At 61.6% G+C, this 15,139-nt stretch carries 19 protein-coding genes; 16 read left to right on the top strand and 3 right to left on the bottom strand.

All coding sequences use genetic code 11. The annotated features are described in order from the left end of the window. The first annotated feature begins 106 nt into the window (after positions 1-106). Positions 107-586 (top strand): Lrp/AsnC family transcriptional regulator, encoded by a 480-nt coding sequence (locus tag DI605_RS03865; protein WP_293969302.1) that lies wholly within the window; start codon positions 107-109, stop codon positions 584-586. Between the two features lie 12 nt (positions 587-598). On the opposite strand, the gene pcaF is transcribed toward DI605_RS03865, so the two are convergent. The 3 genes from pcaF to DI605_RS03850 are packed head-to-tail and all read right to left on the bottom strand — an operon-like array spanning position 599 to position 3,182. Further along, on the bottom strand, positions 599-1,804 hold the full coding sequence (pcaF, locus tag DI605_RS03860) for a 3-oxoadipyl-CoA thiolase (protein ID WP_293969299.1): 1,206 nt from the start codon (positions 1,802-1,804) through the stop codon (positions 599-601). Then, on the bottom strand, positions 1,801-2,448 hold the full coding sequence (locus tag DI605_RS03855) for a 3-oxoacid CoA-transferase subunit B (RefSeq protein WP_293969296.1): 648 nt from the start codon (positions 2,446-2,448) through the stop codon (positions 1,801-1,803). The genes pcaF and DI605_RS03855 overlap by 4 nt, the downstream gene beginning before the upstream one ends. Continuing rightward, complete coding sequence (locus tag DI605_RS03850; RefSeq protein ID WP_293970146.1) at positions 2,448-3,182, bottom strand: CoA transferase subunit A; 735 nt, start codon at positions 3,180-3,182, stop codon at positions 2,448-2,450. Before DI605_RS03850 ends, DI605_RS03855 begins: the two co-directional genes overlap by 1 nt. Positions 3,183-3,273: 91 nt before the next feature. Here DI605_RS03850 and DI605_RS03845 point away from each other — a divergent pair, with 91 nt between their 5' ends. From DI605_RS03845 to DI605_RS03775, 15 genes are all read left to right on the top strand, one after another. Further along, a complete protein-coding gene (locus tag DI605_RS03845) occupies positions 3,274-4,422 on the top strand; it encodes a muconate/chloromuconate family cycloisomerase (RefSeq protein WP_293969293.1) in 1,149 nt (382 codons plus the stop codon). A 9-nt stretch (positions 4,423-4,431) separates the two neighbouring features. Next, entirely contained in the window at positions 4,432-5,283 is an 852-nt protein-coding gene (locus DI605_RS03840) for a dioxygenase (protein ID WP_293969290.1), read from the top strand. Between the two features lie 2 nt (positions 5,284-5,285). After that, complete coding sequence (locus DI605_RS03835; RefSeq protein ID WP_293969286.1) at positions 5,286-6,014, top strand: dienelactone hydrolase family protein; 729 nt, start codon at positions 5,286-5,288, stop codon at positions 6,012-6,014. Between the two features lie 40 nt (positions 6,015-6,054). Then, positions 6,055-6,684 (top strand): glutathione S-transferase family protein, encoded by a 630-nt coding sequence (locus tag DI605_RS03830; RefSeq protein ID WP_293969283.1) that lies wholly within the window; start codon positions 6,055-6,057, stop codon positions 6,682-6,684. Next, positions 6,681-7,748, top strand: a complete 1,068-nt coding sequence (locus tag DI605_RS03825) for a maleylacetate reductase (protein WP_293969280.1) — start codon at positions 6,681-6,683, stop codon at positions 7,746-7,748. The genes DI605_RS03830 and DI605_RS03825 overlap by 4 nt, the downstream gene beginning before the upstream one ends. A 10-nt stretch (positions 7,749-7,758) precedes the next feature. Then, the gene (locus tag DI605_RS03820) at positions 7,759-8,109 is read left to right on the top strand and encodes a YciI family protein (protein ID WP_293969277.1); all 351 of its coding nucleotides are present in this window, start codon (positions 7,759-7,761) and stop codon (positions 8,107-8,109) included. Positions 8,110-8,239: 130 nt separating this feature from the next. Next, positions 8,240-8,716 carry a MarR family winged helix-turn-helix transcriptional regulator gene (locus tag DI605_RS03815; RefSeq protein ID WP_293969274.1) on the top strand — a complete coding sequence of 159 codons (477 nt, stop codon included), beginning with the start codon at positions 8,240-8,242 and terminating at the stop codon, positions 8,714-8,716. Between the two features lie 154 nt (positions 8,717-8,870). Continuing rightward, positions 8,871-10,022 (top strand): amidase, encoded by a 1,152-nt coding sequence (locus DI605_RS03810; RefSeq protein ID WP_293969271.1) that lies wholly within the window; start codon positions 8,871-8,873, stop codon positions 10,020-10,022. After that, entirely contained in the window at positions 10,019-11,182 is a 1,164-nt protein-coding gene (locus DI605_RS03805; protein WP_293969269.1) for an acyl-CoA dehydrogenase family protein, read from the top strand. Before DI605_RS03810 ends, DI605_RS03805 begins: the two co-directional genes overlap by 4 nt. Positions 11,183-11,211: 29 nt before the next feature. After that, positions 11,212-11,574 (top strand): hypothetical protein, encoded by a 363-nt coding sequence (locus DI605_RS03800; protein WP_293969266.1) that lies wholly within the window; start codon positions 11,212-11,214, stop codon positions 11,572-11,574. Beyond that, complete coding sequence (locus tag DI605_RS03795) at positions 11,571-12,080, top strand: nuclear transport factor 2 family protein (RefSeq protein WP_293969263.1); 510 nt, start codon at positions 11,571-11,573, stop codon at positions 12,078-12,080. Before DI605_RS03800 ends, DI605_RS03795 begins: the two co-directional genes overlap by 4 nt. A gap of 13 nt (positions 12,081-12,093) precedes the next feature. Further along, the gene (locus tag DI605_RS03790) at positions 12,094-13,344 is read left to right on the top strand and encodes an aromatic ring-hydroxylating dioxygenase subunit alpha (protein ID WP_293969260.1); all 1,251 of its coding nucleotides are present in this window, start codon (positions 12,094-12,096) and stop codon (positions 13,342-13,344) included. Next, on the top strand, positions 13,320-13,856 hold the full coding sequence (locus DI605_RS03785) for an aromatic-ring-hydroxylating dioxygenase subunit beta (protein WP_293969257.1): 537 nt from the start codon (positions 13,320-13,322) through the stop codon (positions 13,854-13,856). Before DI605_RS03790 ends, DI605_RS03785 begins: the two co-directional genes overlap by 25 nt. Next, positions 13,853-14,602: an SDR family oxidoreductase gene (locus DI605_RS03780; protein ID WP_293969254.1), complete on the top strand. Its 750-nt coding sequence runs from the start codon at positions 13,853-13,855 to the stop codon at positions 14,600-14,602. Before DI605_RS03785 ends, DI605_RS03780 begins: the two co-directional genes overlap by 4 nt. Further along, positions 14,590-15,102 (top strand): flavin reductase, encoded by a 513-nt coding sequence (locus DI605_RS03775; protein WP_293969251.1) that lies wholly within the window; start codon positions 14,590-14,592, stop codon positions 15,100-15,102. Before DI605_RS03780 ends, DI605_RS03775 begins: the two co-directional genes overlap by 13 nt. Positions 15,103-15,139 lie beyond the last annotated feature (37 nt).

The raw sequence follows: 15,139 nt of genomic DNA, 5'->3' as shown, positions 1-15,139 counted from the left end.
TGCACCAGTGTCTGACAAGCATACGATGAATTGCGCGCAGCTTCTCACCCGAATTAGGCGAAATAGCCTATACAGATGGAGCAAACATGCGATATAATGCGCTAATATGGTGGAGACCGTCGATCATTTGCATCTTGTCGATGTCGCGATCCTGAACGCTCTGCAGGAAGACGGGCGGATGGTATATGCTGATTTAGCCCGGCATGCCGGAATGTCGGATTCCGCGTGTCTGCGGCGCGTTAAGCAACTGGAAGCGAAAGGCATCATCGAACGCTATGGTGCTTTCGTCGACCAAAAAGCAGTGGGGTTGCCGCTAAATGTATTCCTGACTGTGACGCTGACTTCTCAGGCAGAGCATGCGCTGCGCGAGTTTGAAGCGGACATCGCATCAGTGGCCGAAGTTATGGAATGTTTCCTGATGACCGGGACAGCGGACTATCTCATTCGCCTGGTCGCGCGCGATGTCGACGATCTTGAAAGTTTGCACGCGCGTAAACTGACGCGGCTTAAGCATGTTGCTAGGGTCACGTCGAGTATTGCGATGCGCCAGGTTGTGAAAAGGTCGCGACTTCCGCTCCGGCCTTAAGGGGATGGTCGGTCAGACAGCCTCCAGCGCAAGGGCGACTCCCTGTCCCACGCCTACGCATAATGTCACCAGCGCGCGACCGGCACCAGCTTTTGCACATGCCCGTGCTGCCGTTAGCGCAAGCCGCGCGCCGGACATCCCCAATGGGTGACCGAGCGCGATCGCGCCGCCATTGGCATTGACCCGATCATCTTCGGGATCGACGTCCAATTGCCTCAAACATGCGAGCACCTGCGCGGCAAACGCCTCGTTGATCTCAATGACGGCACATTCACCGATCCCCCACCCAAGCCGCGCCAGCAGTTTGCGGGTCGCAGGCACCGGGCCGATGCCCATCAGACGTGGTTCCACACCGGCGGTCGCCATGCCGGCTATCCGCGCCAGCGGCCGCAATGCATGCGCCTTGACCGCCTCTGCCGACGCGATGAACATCGCTGCGGCTCCGTCATTGACCCCCGATGCATTGCCGGCCGTGACGCTTCCATTCACACGGAAGGGGGCCTTGAGCGAGGAAAGGCCCGCCAGCGTAGTGCCTGCGCGGGGATGCTCGTCCACCGCAACGCATACCGGGCGGCGTTTGGCGTCGTGTGTCTCGACTGCCACGATTTCGCCCGCGAACCATCCGGCCGCGCTTGCAAGAGCGACGCGCTGCTGGCTCGCAACGGCGAAGCGATCTTGCGCCAATCGATCCACACCATAGAACTCCGCGACGTTCTCGGCCGTTTCGGGCATCGAATCGACGCCATATTGTGCCTTCATCACCGGATTGACGAAGCGCCAGCCGATCGTTGTATCCTCGATTGCAGACGATCGCTGAAAAGCGGTCTCGGCCTTGGCCATGACGAACGGCGCCCGCGACATGGATTCGACTCCGCCGGCGATGGCGAGATCGATCTGGCCCGCCTGGATGGCGCGGGCCGCCGTGCCGACAGCATCGAGCCCCGATGCGCACAGGCGATTGAGCGTGGTGCCGGGCACCGATACGGGCAACCCCGCCAGCAACCCGGCCATGCGGGCGACATCACGATTATCTTCCCCGGCCTGGTTGGCGCAGCCAAGGACTATCTCATCAATCGCCGCCGGATCGAGCGCGGCATTGCGGGCTAGCAACGCGCGAAGCGGTATGGCCGCAAGGTCGTCCGTCCGCACATGCGCCAGTGCACCGCCAAAGCGACCGATCGGCGTGCGGACGCCATCGCACAAATAGGCTTCGGTCACAGCATCGCCCCCACGCGGAACGAAATGGGCGTCACTGCACGGACGCCATCGATCGTCTCGTCCGGCGCGAGCGCGTTCAGCGTGAGGGTGGCCGCGGCGCGGTCGATCTCGAAACAGGCGCGATCGGTAATGACGGCGTCGACCACGCCTACGCCGGTCAGCGGCAAGGTGCATTTGTCCACGATCTTGGACCGGCCGTCGCGATCGAGATGGTCCATTACCACGACGACGCGCCGCACGCCGGCGACCAGATCCATCGCTCCACCCATGCCCTTGATCATCTTGCCGGGGACCGTCCAGTTGGCGAGATCCCCATTGGTCGCTACCTGCATCGCGCCGAGAATCGCCAAATCGATATGGCCGCCACGGATCATTGCGAAACTGTCCGCCGAGGAGAAGAAGCTGGACGTGGGAAGCGTCGTCACCGTCTGTTTGCCCGCATTGATGAGATCGGGATCGACCTCTTCCTCATAGGGAAAAGGACCGATGCCAAGCATCCCGTTCTCGCTCTGCAATGTTACATCAATACCCTGCGGCACGTGATTGGCCACCAGCGTCGGTATGCCAATGCCCAGGTTGACGTAGCATCCGTCTCGCAATTCGCGTGCGGCACGTGCCGCCATCTGATCGCGCGTCCATGCCATCATGCGTCTCCCGTGACCGGCCGTAACCGTACTGTGCGCTGCTCGATGCGTTTTTCGTATCCTGACGCTAGTATGACCCGATCAACATAGATGCCTGGCGTGTGGACATGATCGGGGTCCAGCGCGCCAGCCGGCACGATCTCCTCAACTTCGGCAATTGTGATCCGCGCGGCGGTGGCCATGTTCGGATTGAAATTGCGCGCAGTCTTTCGGTAGATCAGATTGCCAGCGGAATCAGCCTTCCAGGCCTTGATGATCGCCAGATCGGCGCGCAGCCAGCTTTCGCGAACATAGGTCTCGCCTTCGAACTGCTCGGTCGGCTTCCCCTCCGCCACCACTGTTCCGACCCCGGTTTTCGTATAGAAAGCGGGGATGCCCGCACCGCCCGCCCGGATGCGTTCGGCAAGCGTGCCCTGAGGGTTCAGTTCCAGTTCCAGCTCGCCAGCGAGATAGAGCTCAGCGAACAGTCTGTTCTCGCCGATATAGGAACTGACCATCTTGCGGATCTGGCCATTGGCCAACAGCGCCCATAGGCCGAAGCCATCCGCGCCGCAGTTGTTCGAGATCACGGTCAGACCCTTCGGACCCAGCCGCCGCAGTTCGCCGATCAAGTCCTCGGGATTCCCGGTTAAGCCGAAGCCACCCGACATGATGATCATCCCGTCATATGCGACTCCGTCAAGCGCCTGTGCCGCCGATCCGAAAATCTTGTTCGCCACCGCATCCTCTATCATTGACTTATCACGTGAATATTCACTATAAGTAAGTGCGGTGGATGGCAAGTCTGTACGCTTTTGCGGCAGCTATTTAATATCTGGAGAGACGATGTTGGAAGAACTGACCGCGCCTACGATCGCTGCCGTAGGCACACGAATCAGATCCGTCGAAACCCACATCATCGATCTGCCACTCAAGCGCGTGCACAAGCTGAGCCGCGCGGTCCTGACGCATCAAAGCTATCTGATCGTCCGCGTCCTGACCGAAGACGGCGTTGAGGGCATCGGCGACGCGACGGTGCCCGGTGGTCCGTGGTGGGGCGGCGAAGCAGTGGAGGCCATGCAGGTCGTCGTCGAACGCTACCTTGCGCCGTTGGTCGTCGGGCAGGATCTGTTCGCGATCAACGCGATCATGGCGGAATTAGACAAGGTCGCTTTCGGCAATCCGGTGGCCAAGGCGGCGATCGAGATGGCGCTGTTCGATGCTGCTGGCCGGACGCTGGACGTGCCGGTCAGCCATTTGCTGGGTGGGCGGATCAACGACCGGGTGCCGGTGCTGTGGGTGCTCGCGACCGGCGAGATGAAACCGGATGTCGCCGAGGCGCGCGCCAAGGTCGATGCCGGCCTGCACAATCGTTTCAAGATCAAGGTCGGCCGGGGCGATCCTGTCGACGACGTCAAGCGGGCGGTGGCCACCGCCAACGCGGTTGATCTGCCGTGCGCGATCGACCTGAATGAAGCCTGGAGTTTTCCCGACATCGCGCGGTTGTTGCCGATACTGGAAGGATCGCGGGTCGAGATGATCGAGCAGCCGATCCCGCGCATCGACCATGCCGGCATGGCCGACCTGGTGCGCCGGTCGAGCCTGCCGATCATGGCCGACGAGGGCATTTGCTCGCCCGCGGACATGGTGGACATCGTCCGCGCCCGCGCCGCGACACTGGTATCACTTAAATTGTCCAAATCGGGCGGCTTTCTGAAGTCGATGGCAATCGCGCGCATGGCACAGGCAACGGGCATTGGATGCTTTGGCGGCACCGCGCTGGATTCGCCGATCGGTACGGCGGCGAGCCTGCAATTCTGCTCCACCATCCCGCTCGCTTGGGGCAGCGAATTGTTCATGCCATTGCTGCTGGCCGACGACATATTGGCCGCACCGCTGGATTATTCTGACTTTTCCGTGGCCGTCCCCACAGGACCGGGCCTGGGCATCACCATCGATCACGACAAGATGCGTCATTACGCACGCACCAAATAGGAGACTGAAATGCTCGATCATGCTGAATTGCAAGTGCGTCGCGCGCACGAAAAATCGCTTTATGACGGCACCGGAGAAGACCGCGTCGTCGAAGTCGTCGAAAAGCTGCTCGACGCCATTTGTCCCGCCATCCTCGATCTTCGTCCGACCATGGATGAACTCAACGCCGCGCTCGGTTATGTAGCGAAGCTGAGCGAATTGGACGTGCGGCTCATGTCCTGGGCGTTCGGTATCAACCAGATCGTCGAAGATCTCAACAGCCCGCTGGGGCCAGACGCAACTGTCAACACGGTACAGGGCCCGTTCCATATTGCGGATGCGCCGACAACCGACAGTGGTGCACCGATCGGACTGATCGAGGCCGATGCCGACATCCTCGTCATGGACGGCATTGTCCGCGATCTGGCCGGGCAGGCGCTGGCTGGTGTCGAACTGGATATATGGTGCGCTGATCGTAACGGTGAATATTCGCAGTTCGCGCCGAACATCCCCGATTTCAATAACCGTGCGAAGATCAGGACGAATGCGGACGGCTCCTACCGCATCGTCACCGAAATGCCGCAGCCCTATGCGCTGATCGGGGAGTGCAAGCTATTGCTGGAAAGAATGGGCCGGCAGATATGGCGGCCGCGCCACGTCCATTTCATGATCGACCATCCCGGTTTTGAATCGCTCATCACGCAGGTCTATTTCACCGGAGATGATTACACGTCGAACGACTGCGTGATCGGCGTCAAGGACGGATTGCTCACCGAATTGAAGCGTGTCGACGATCCTAAGCTCGGCTTCGATCGCCCGGTACTGGTTGCGCATTACGACTTCGCGCTGCAACCGGCGGCAAAAGCGGAGCAGGCGGCATGAGGATGGACGGGCAGGCGCGGCAGGTTGAAAACAGCTTCCTGCCCGTCGACGACGGCCGGATCGGGCTGACCGGCATCGTGCAGGACAGGGCTGGCGGCGATGAGCCGGGGCCCGCCGTCATCCTGCTGCATGAGATCTTTGGTGTGAACTTCGCCATGCGTGAGGAACTCGTCCGGCTGGCCGGGGCGGGCTATCTTGCGGTTGCGCCCGACCTGTTCCACCGGCAGGCGCCGGGCGTGCAGCTGAGCTACGATCCGCAGGAACGTCCTATGGCGCTCGCTCTTTGGCAGGCGTTCGACACCGACCAGGCGGTGCAGGATATCGAGAAGGTACGGGCGCATGTCGCTGCCGACCCACGCTGCGATGGCCGAGTTGCGGTGGTCGGCTTTTGCCTGGGTGGCAAACTCGCGCTGCTGGCGGGCGGGCGTGGCGGCTTTGCGGCGGTCATCAGTTACTATCCGGTGCAGATGAGCGATTTCCCCGACGCGCTCGACAGCCTCTCGACCCCGACCGTCATCCATATGGGCGACAATGATGTCCATGTTGGACCAGCGGCGGTCAGTCATCTGATCGAGGCAGCCGCGCGTAACGACTCTGTCGATTTCCGGCTGTATCCGGGTGCGGCGCATGCTTTCGCCAACCGTCACCGGTTGGAGGAATTCGACGCCGTGGCGACGACGCAGTCATGGGAACGGAATTTTGCTCTGCTCGACCAGAGCATGTCCAGATGAGTATCCTATCAGTATATCGCATTGGCTGGTCAGCTTAGTCATGGCCACGATCCGTCTTCTGGGTCGAAAGACCTCAGGGAATGTTCAGAAAATCCTCTGGATGATGAGCGAGATGAACCTCGCTTTCAGTCGCGAGGACTACGGCGGTCCTTTCGCCAGCCTTGATGCCCCGGCCTTTGTAGCGCTCAATTCCAATCGGCTTGTTCCGGTGCTGGTCCACGGGGACGAGGTCGTTTGGGAATCGAACTCCATCCTGCGATATCTCGCCAACGTTCATGGTCCAACGCCGCTTTATCCCGAAGAGCCATATATACGATCACTGTGCGAACGCTGGATGGACTGGCAACTCAGCAGCCTTAATCCCTGCATGTCCCCATTGTTCATCGCCATGGTGCGAACGGCGGCGGCAGATCGCGATCCGGTCATGCTCGAGCGCCTGACCGCTCAGGCGCGCGATCTATTTGCCAGATTGGATGAAGCGTTGGCTGCGACCGATTATCTGGCTGGTTCCTCTCTCACACTGGCAGATATCTCAACCGGAATGTTCGCCTATCGCTGGTTCGAAATGGCGCTCGACCGTGGCACGCCTACGCCGCATCTGCGGCGATGGCTGGAGCTTCTCAAGCAACGCGCGGCCTTCCGCGAATATGTGATGATCGGACTTTCATGATCGCTTTCATCCACCAGTTCAAAGCCCAGCGTGTGCTGTTTGGAAACGGCGTGCTGGATCGCGTCGCCGGTGAACTGGAGACGCTCGGCGCTGAGCGCACGATCGTTCTCACGACACCGGAACAGGCACGGTCGGGCGAGGCTGTAGCGGCATTGATTGGCACGCGCACTGTCGGCCATCTGGCGGTAGCAAGAATGCACACGCCGACCGATGTCACCGCCGATGCCCTCGCCGCAGCGCGCGCGCTCGACGCAGATTCGATCGTCAGCATCGGTGGCGGATCGACCATCGGTCTCGGTAAGGCACTCTCGGTGCGGACCGGATGGCCGCATCTGGCGATCCCGACAACCTATGCTGGGTCGGAAATGACGCCGATCCTGGGCGAGACCGAAAACGGCCAGAAGACGACGCGACGTGACGACGCGATCCTGCCGGCGACAGTCGTCTACGATGTCGACCTAACCCGGACACTACCGCAGGTCGTGCGCGTGACCAGCGGGATGAACGCCATCGCCCACGCGATCGAGGCACTGTATGCGCCTGATACGACGCCGGTGATCGATCTGATGGCACTTGAGGGCATGCGCCTTATCCTGCCAGCGCTCGAACGGCGTCGTGCGTCGCCCGACGACGACGCGGCGTTGGCGGAATTGTTGCGGGGCGCCTGGCTGTGCGGCGCCTGCCTGGGTGCGACGACGATGAGCCTGCATCACAAGCTGGCGCATATCCTGGGCGGCAGCTTTGTCCTGCCGCATGCCGAATTGCACACCGTCCTCATTCCGCATGTGCTGGCCTTCAATGCACCCTGCGTCCCGGAGGTCGACCAGCGGATTCGCGTCGCCCTGGGCTGCTACGAAGAACCTGGCGGCTTTCTGTTCGACCGCATTACGGCGTTGGGCGGGCCGACCAGCCTGCGCGACCTCGGTATGCCGCAGGACGGAATCCCCCGTGCCGCGTTATTGGCTACCTCCAACGCCTACGCCAATCCGCGCACCCCTGACGTCGGCGCAATCGAGGGCATGCTGCACCGAGCCTGGGCCGGCGAGCGCCCGATCGCAGACTGAAAGAAACCCCATGCCGCTCTTTATTGTCCAAATCACCAACAAACCCGGTACGAAAGATGCCCGGGCCGACGCCCTACCGGACCATCATCGCTATTTGCGGGACCGGGCCGGGAACGTGCTGATCGGTGGTGCGATTCTCGACGAGAGCGAAACCGGACCAACAGGTTCGATCTACGTCATCGAAGCCGGATCGCTGAATGAAGCCCGACGCTTTGCCGACGACGATCCTTTGACCCATGCGGGCACACGTGGCGAAATCGTGGTGTGCCCGTGGCGGACTGCGCTCTATGATCGGCGCTATGTCTTTGGAACGGCGGCTGCGGGCGATCCGATCCCGGGGCAGGCGCCGCCTACGACTTGACCAACTAACAGGTCGCGTTCGGCGCGGTTCGATATATGGTCCCGTTCATCGACAGATTCGCCGCAATTGACTATTTACCGGTCGGGCGCAGCTTTCTCCTTCAATCGATCACATCGCACCGGGACGGTAAATGGCAGGAAAGAAAAATACGGACGACGGTTTTTACGATCTTGAAGAGGAACGGTTCAAGATCGACGAATGGCCGATCTACTGGCTTACCCGCGTCGTGAGCCTGTACCTGACGCAAAGCGAGGGACAGTTGAAACGGATCGGTCTCGATATACCGAGTTGGCGCGTTCTCATGTTTCTCGGCAAAGACCAGAGCGCGAGTGTCAGCGAACTGGCCGATCACGCTATCGCCAAGCTCTCAACCATGACCAAGATTATCCAGCGGATGCAAGCGGAAGGCCTGGTAGAGTGCAGTCCGCGCGAAAATGATGGGCGCGTGACGGAGGTCAGACTGACGGAGCGAGGCTTCGAAGCAAGGGCCGACGCTTGGGCTGTATCCCACCGGACCTATGAGCGCGCGTTCGGCCAGGTACCGGCGAAGGAGACCAAGGCTCTCATTACGACGCTCTCGCGTGTGTTTGACGCTTTAAAACGGTGACATTTGGCACACTCGGAACAAGCCATCCCCATGGCGCCGCCTAGGAACAACGGGCGTATAAATCGAGAAACGGATTGCGTCGTTAAAATCAGTTGACAATTCACGTGATAAATATAGTATTTGACCTCTCGGAAGAGGAGGGGCGGATACGGCCGTGTCAATTCTTGTTCGCAAACTGGATCTGGGATCGACGGACCGAAAGGCGCTACGCGTTGCGATCAAGGATTCGATCGATATCGCCGGCTATTCGACCCGCGCGGGCAGCGCTGCGCTGGAACACGCTGCCCCCGCTATCTCGCACGCAGCTGTGGTCGAGGCGTTGCTGGAGGGCAGCTGCCGCATCGTCGGCAAGACCAATATGCATGAGCTTGCCTATGGCGTGACCGGCATCAACGACTGGACGGGCACCCCGGTCAATCCACGCTATCCCAACCTGATCCCCGGCGGGTCGTCGTCGGGCTCGGCAGCGGCCGTTGCAAGCGGCATCAGCGATATTGCAATCGGCACCGACACCGGCGGATCGATCCGCGTGCCTGCTGCCTGTTGCGGTGTCTTTGGACTAAAACCCAGCTTCGGCCGGATCAATCGCGCCGGAGCGATACCGGCCACCTCCTCGCTCGATTGCATAGGCCCGTTCGCGCGCAACATGCAGGGAATCGAGGCAGCGATGGCGATCATCGATCCTACTTATGTTTCCGCCTCTTTGCCGACGCATCCTCGCCTTGGCATCGTGGCGGTCGATGCGGATGCCGATGTGGCGGACCGTCTCGCGCAGGCGCTGGAGACACTCGGCTATCAGGGCGCGCGTGCAACGCTACCGGGTTTCGCGGCAGCATTTGACGCGGCGCTCGCCATCATTGCGGCGGAGACTTGGACAGCCTTCTCGCCATTGCTGGCATCGGGCAAACTGGGCGCGGATGTCGCGGCGCGCTTGACCAAGGCGGCGGATGTGAATGCTGCGCAGCGCGAACAGGCGGAACACGTGCGTCAGGCCTTCGCGGCTGAAGTCGATGCAGCGCTTGCCGACGTCGACGCGCTGGTCCTGCCAACTCTACCCTGCCTACCGCCGAGCCTTGCGGGCGCGGCCGATGTTGCAGCAGCAATAAAACTGACTGCGTTGGTGCGGCCATTCAATCTGTCCGGCCACCCGGCACTCAGCATTCCTCTGGAAACGGCCGCCGGTCAACCCGTCGGACTGCAACTGATCGGCAGGATTGGGGAGGATGCCGCGCTGTGTGCGCTGGGCCGCCGCATCGCGGCCGATCTCGGAATACGCGTCGAATTGACATTGGAGAGCGAAGCATGAGCGGGCAGATGCGATTGGCAACTCCGTTATCATCGGAAACAACGACCGCTGACGAGGATCTGCTCCTCGTCGCCATCCATGAAGAACGCGAATCTTTCGCGCAGACGCAGCAAGTGTCGCCGCGCATCGTCGATCTGATGAAGCGCGCGGGTGTGTACCGGATGCTGGTCGCAAAACAGTTCGGCGGTGACGAAGCATCCCCGGCGCAATTCCTGAAACTGATCGAGCGGATTTCGATTGCCGATGGATCAGTCGGATGGGTCGCCAGCTTCGGCGTATCGGCAATGTATCTGGCTTCGCTGCCTATCGCGACGCTGGAAACCATTTATGCCGAAGGGCCGGACGTCATCTTCGCTGGAGGCCTGTTCCCACCGCAGCCCGCACGGCACGCACCGGGGGGGCTGGAGATTTCCGGGCGCTGGAAATTCGGCAGCGGATGTACCGGCGCGGACCTGATCGGCGTCGGCATCACTCTGGCCGACGGCAAGGCATCCCCGCTGCCGCGCATGGCGGTTATGCCATCCGGGCAGGTGCGGATCGAACGTAACTGGGACGTGATCGGGCTGCAGGGCACAGGCAGCCACGACCTGATCGTCGACAAGGTCGTCGTGCCGGAAGGCTGGACCTTCATCCGTGGCGGGTCGTCCTCGCTCGATTCTCCGCTTTATCGATATCCGTCGATGGCGTTCGCTGCGCAGGTGCTGGCGGTCGTCGGTCTGGGCGTCGCTCGCGCGGCGCTGGACGAGATCAGCCATATGGCCGGAGGACGCAAGTCGATCACCGGTGCACCGGTCCTGGCAGATCGCGCCTATGTGCAGACCGAGGTCGCCAAGGCCGAAGCAGCGCTTCGTTCCGCCCGCGCTTTCTTCTACGAGGTGACGGAAGACGCTTATGCTGATCTGGTCGCGGGTGACGCTTTGTCGACCGACAAGATCGCTTTGCTGCGACTTGCCTCGACCCATATCGCCCGCGTGGGCGCAGACGTCGCGCGCATGGCTTACACCCTTTCAGGTACGACCGGCATCTACGCTGCACACCCGCTGGCGCGCTACGCGCAAGACGCGATGGTCGTCGTCCAGCACGCCTTCTTGTCGGAGGGCACGTGGCAGAATGCCGGCCGCGTCTTGCTGGGCCTCGAAAGCGCGCCAGGCTTTCCCTGAATTACCGACCCACCAAAAAGGATATTGCCATGTCAGACACCCCCGGAAAGCCCCTACGTGCCCTACTTTGCGGCGCGGTGACGCAGAATTTCTTCGACCTGCCAGCCGACGCGATCGGCCCGGTGTGGCAGGCGACCGGCGAGATGCTCAAGGGCGTCCGAGACCTGCCCGGCGTCAAAATACTGGGTACGCTCGATGATGACGAGTTGATGGTCGGGACCTCGCCCAATGGCTGGCCGTGGACTTTCTACATCATGGCAGACATGCCCGATCACGCCACTGTCGTCGCCGCTTGCAACCTGTTCCGCACGACAGCAGTGGGCGAGCATCTGCTGTGGAAATATATGCGGGTAGAAGCGCGGATCGGCCGCGATCTGACCATTCCCGCATGAGCGGTACGCGCGCACGGCTGGCACGGCTCGAGTCCGAGTCCGCCGTACGTGCAGTGATGACGCGCTACATGGCGCTGTGCGACGATTTGACCCGAGCTGGGGCAATGGATGATCTGTCGGTCCTGTTCACCGCCCACGCGGTCTGGCGCGGCGTCGGCGGCAAATATGCGCAGGCCTATGGCGGCTATGACGGCCGGGACGCGATCATGGCCATGTTCCGCCGCCATATCGGACCACCCGCTCATTTCGTGTTCAATGCGCATTTCCTGACATCGGAAGCGATCACCGTTGCCCCCGATGCACAAACCGCCAGCGGACACTGGATGCTAATCCAGACCGCCCGCTATGCGTCAGGCATGTGCGAACTACGATCGGCGCGGATCACCGCCCGGTTCGCGCAGGACGGCGAGGACTGGCGGATCGCGCTGTTCGAAACCGAAAACCTCTTCGCGCGCCCGGTCGATCTCTGGGACGCGCCCGAATCGACCCCAACTCCCTCCCGTTAAGAGGAAGCCCGATATGACTCAATCTACATTGCCTATCGATCGCGGCCCGCTGGTACGCGAGGATCGCGTCCATACATCGCTCTATCGCGACCCGGCCATTTTCGAGGAGGAAATGGACCGCATCTTTGCCAGCACCTGGGTGTTCGTCGGCCATGAGAGCGAAGTCGCCGCACCCAACAGCTTCAAAACGTCCTCCATCGGCCGCCAGCCGGTCATCGTTACCCGCGACAAGGCCGGCGAGATCCATGTGCTGCTCAATCGATGCCGCCATCGTGCGGCGAGCGTGTGCGAAGGCAAGTCGGGCAAGGCCAGCGTGTTCGTCTGCCCCTATCATGGCTGGAGCTATAATTTGGACGGCAAGCTGCGCTCCGTGCCGATGGCCGACGGCTATGACGCTGATTTCGACAAGGCCGACTTTCCGCTGATTGCGCTGCGCACCGAAAGCTATGGCGGTCTGATCTTCGCGACCTTTCGCAACGAGATCGAGCCTCTGGCCGATTTCCTCGGCCCTGCGACCAGATGGATCGACCTGTTTATGAAACAGGGCGCCGGATTCGGCGTGAAGGTTGCCGGCGAGCACAAGTTCCGGTTCCGCGGCAACTGGAAGATCCAACTCGAAAACACCACCGACGCCTATCATTTTCCGATCGTCCACAAGAGCTTCCTGACCTCGCTCGACGACGAGACCGAAGAACTGTTCGATCTGCTGGGACAGGGCGGATGGGTCGAGGATCTGGGCAACGGCCATAGCGTCATCGTGATGATCCCCGATCTGGTCGATCTGGACGCCGATCCCGATGCGCCGATCCCCGAACGCTTCCGGGCGCTCGCCGAAGAGCTGGGCAGGGATCATGACGAGACACAGGTCCGCCGCATCGTTCGTGCAGTCGGCGGGTCTGGCTTCAACCTCAACCTGTTTCCCAACGTCGCCTGTTCAATGTCTTTCTTCCGCATCCTGCGCCCGATCGCGGTGGAGGAAACCGAAATCACCCACGTAGCGCTGGCGATGGACGGCGGCCCGGATGCGGCGAACCGCATGCGGCTGCGCCTCCACGAACATTTCCAGGGACCGATGGGCTTTGGCACGCCCGACGATGCCGAAGGTTGGGAGCGGGTCCAGCGCGGCTCGGCATCGGGCGAGGATCTGTGGATCATGCTCAATCGTGGCAAAGAGCCGTTTCGCGGCGCCAATACCGGCGATGTCAGCGCCGAGACCGGCATGCGCGCTGCCTATCAGATGTGGAAGAGGATGATGACGGCATGACCACACGGACTGCATCCGCCCCCGAAATCGCCCCTGCCGCCAACATCGCCGTGCAGGAAGCGATCGAATTTATCTGGGTCGAGGCCGATCTGCTTGACCGCCGCGCCTATCGCGAATGGCTGGACCTGTGGGACGAAACGGGACTTTACATAATCCCGATCGAGCGCGATGCGGCCGACTATGCCGCGCACCTCAACGTCGCCTATGACGATGCGGAAATGCGGCAGGCACGCGTCAAGCGGCTGTCGAGCGGCTTTTCCATGTCGGCCAGAGCATCGGCCCGCACGGTCAGGACCGTTTCACGTTTCGTCGTTGACGAACGCGGCGAAAACTGGATCGCGCTACGCTGCGCCCAGCATCTAGCGGAATACAAGAATGACCGCGTGCTCGTTCATGCCGCCGATGTCGACTACCGGCTAACGCGGGCGGACGGTGCCCTGCGCATCGCGCGCAAAGTGATCCGCATGATAAATTCCGACGACGCCTTTGTCGGCGTGGGATATTTGTTTTGAGCGGTGCGGCACAGTCGGCTCTGGTGACGGGAGGCGGCGGCGGTCTCGGCGCGGCGATTTGCCGGGCGCTGCATGGTGCCGGCTATCGCGTGATGGTGAGCGATATCGATCCCGCCGCTGCCGAAAAAATGGCGCAATCGCTGAGTTCATCGGGAGACACCGCCGCCGCAATCCGGCTCGACGTGACCAGCCGGGCCGATCTGGAAGCAGCCCGCGATGCGATGATCGCCCGCTGGGGGTCCGCCGAAATATTGGTGAACAATGCCGTGCTGCAACGCACGACGCCGGTCCTGGACATTACCGACGAAGAATTCAATCAGGTAATGGCGGTCAACGTCCGCGGCAGCTTCGTCGCCAGCCAGATCTTTGGGCGGCTGTTCAAGGATCGCGGCTATGGCCGGATCGTCAACATGGCCTCGCTTGCGGGGCAGAATGGCGGTACCGCGACCGGCGCGCATTATGCCGCGTCGAAGGGCGCGATCCTCACCCTGACCAAAGTGTTCGCACGCGATCTGGCAGCCTTTGGCGTGACGGTGAATGCGATCTCGCCGGGGCCGCTGGACTTACCGTCGGTCCGTACCCTCGTACCGCAGGACAAACTCGATGGCATCGTCAGGGCCATTCCCGCCGGCACCTTGGGCGATGCGGCTTATGTCGCGGACCTCGTGTTGAAACTTGTGGCGCCCGATGCCGGGTTTGTCACGGGCGCGACCTGGGACGTCAATGGCGGCCTATGGATGCGTTGACCATGCCTATGGCGTCCGTTGAGCCTGGCCTGTTCCGCGATGCGATGTCGCAACTCGGGGCGGCGGTAAACCTGATCACCAGCGACGGGGTGGCGGGCCGCCACGGCATGACCGCCTCCGCCGTGTGCAGCGTAACCGACAGCCCGCCGATGCTGCTGCTCTGCATCAATCGCGCGTCGCAGGGGAATGCGGTGTTTCGGGCGAATGGGCGACTGTGCGTCAACATTCTGGCGAGCGGTCAGGAAGCCTTTTCGCAGCGCTTTGCGGACAAGGCATTGCCTGTGGACGAACGGTTCGGCGATCCCAACGACTGGTTCGCCATGCCCAGCGGCGTTCCGGCATTGAAAGATACCGTCGCCTGCCTCGATTGCCGCATCGAGAATATCGTCGAGAAATACACGCACAGCATCTTCTTCGGTGTCGTGGAAGCCCTCACCCGGACGACGAAGGCGCATGGGTTGATCTATTTCGACCGCCGCTATCACCCTGTCGGCAAATGATCGCGAGCGGCGTTCGGCTTCCGATTTCGCACAGGCA

The sequence above is a fragment of the Sphingomonas sp. genome (assembly GCF_003248515.1).
Classification (GTDB): domain Bacteria; phylum Pseudomonadota; class Alphaproteobacteria; order Sphingomonadales; family Sphingomonadaceae; genus Sphingomonas_I.
Note: the sequence above shows the minus strand (reverse complement) of the source record. Positions and strands in the feature narration are given on the sequence as shown.

Excerpts from the sequence above, each read along its gene's own strand:
- DI605_RS03855 (WP_293969296.1), bottom strand. The coding sequence starts at position 2,448 with ATGGCATGGACGCGCGATCAGATGGCGGCACGTGCCGCACGCGAATTG.
- DI605_RS03795 (WP_293969263.1), top strand. The coding sequence starts at position 11,571 with ATGAGCGGTACGCGCGCACGGCTGGCACGGCTCGAGTCCGAGTCCGCC.
- DI605_RS03775 (WP_293969251.1), top strand. The coding sequence starts at position 14,590 with ATGGATGCGTTGACCATGCCTATGGCGTCCGTTGAGCCTGGCCTGTTC.
- DI605_RS03840 (WP_293969290.1), top strand. The coding sequence starts at position 4,432 with ATGCTCGATCATGCTGAATTGCAAGTGCGTCGCGCGCACGAAAAATCG.
- DI605_RS03815 (WP_293969274.1), top strand. The coding sequence starts at position 8,240 with ATGGCAGGAAAGAAAAATACGGACGACGGTTTTTACGATCTTGAAGAG.
- DI605_RS03845 (WP_293969293.1), top strand. The coding sequence starts at position 3,274 with ATGTTGGAAGAACTGACCGCGCCTACGATCGCTGCCGTAGGCACACGA.
- DI605_RS03805 (WP_293969269.1), top strand. The coding sequence starts at position 10,019 with ATGAGCGGGCAGATGCGATTGGCAACTCCGTTATCATCGGAAACAACG.
- DI605_RS03790 (WP_293969260.1), top strand. The coding sequence starts at position 12,094 with ATGACTCAATCTACATTGCCTATCGATCGCGGCCCGCTGGTACGCGAG.
- DI605_RS03820 (WP_293969277.1), top strand. The coding sequence starts at position 7,759 with ATGCCGCTCTTTATTGTCCAAATCACCAACAAACCCGGTACGAAAGAT.
- DI605_RS03850 (WP_293970146.1), bottom strand. The coding sequence starts at position 3,182 with ATGATAGAGGATGCGGTGGCGAACAAGATTTTCGGATCGGCGGCACAG.
- DI605_RS03835 (WP_293969286.1), top strand. The coding sequence starts at position 5,286 with ATGGACGGGCAGGCGCGGCAGGTTGAAAACAGCTTCCTGCCCGTCGAC.
- DI605_RS03800 (WP_293969266.1), top strand. The coding sequence starts at position 11,212 with ATGTCAGACACCCCCGGAAAGCCCCTACGTGCCCTACTTTGCGGCGCG.
- DI605_RS03830 (WP_293969283.1), top strand. The coding sequence starts at position 6,055 with ATGGCCACGATCCGTCTTCTGGGTCGAAAGACCTCAGGGAATGTTCAG.
- DI605_RS03865 (WP_293969302.1), top strand. The coding sequence starts at position 107 with ATGGTGGAGACCGTCGATCATTTGCATCTTGTCGATGTCGCGATCCTG.
- DI605_RS03825 (WP_293969280.1), top strand. The coding sequence starts at position 6,681 with ATGATCGCTTTCATCCACCAGTTCAAAGCCCAGCGTGTGCTGTTTGGA.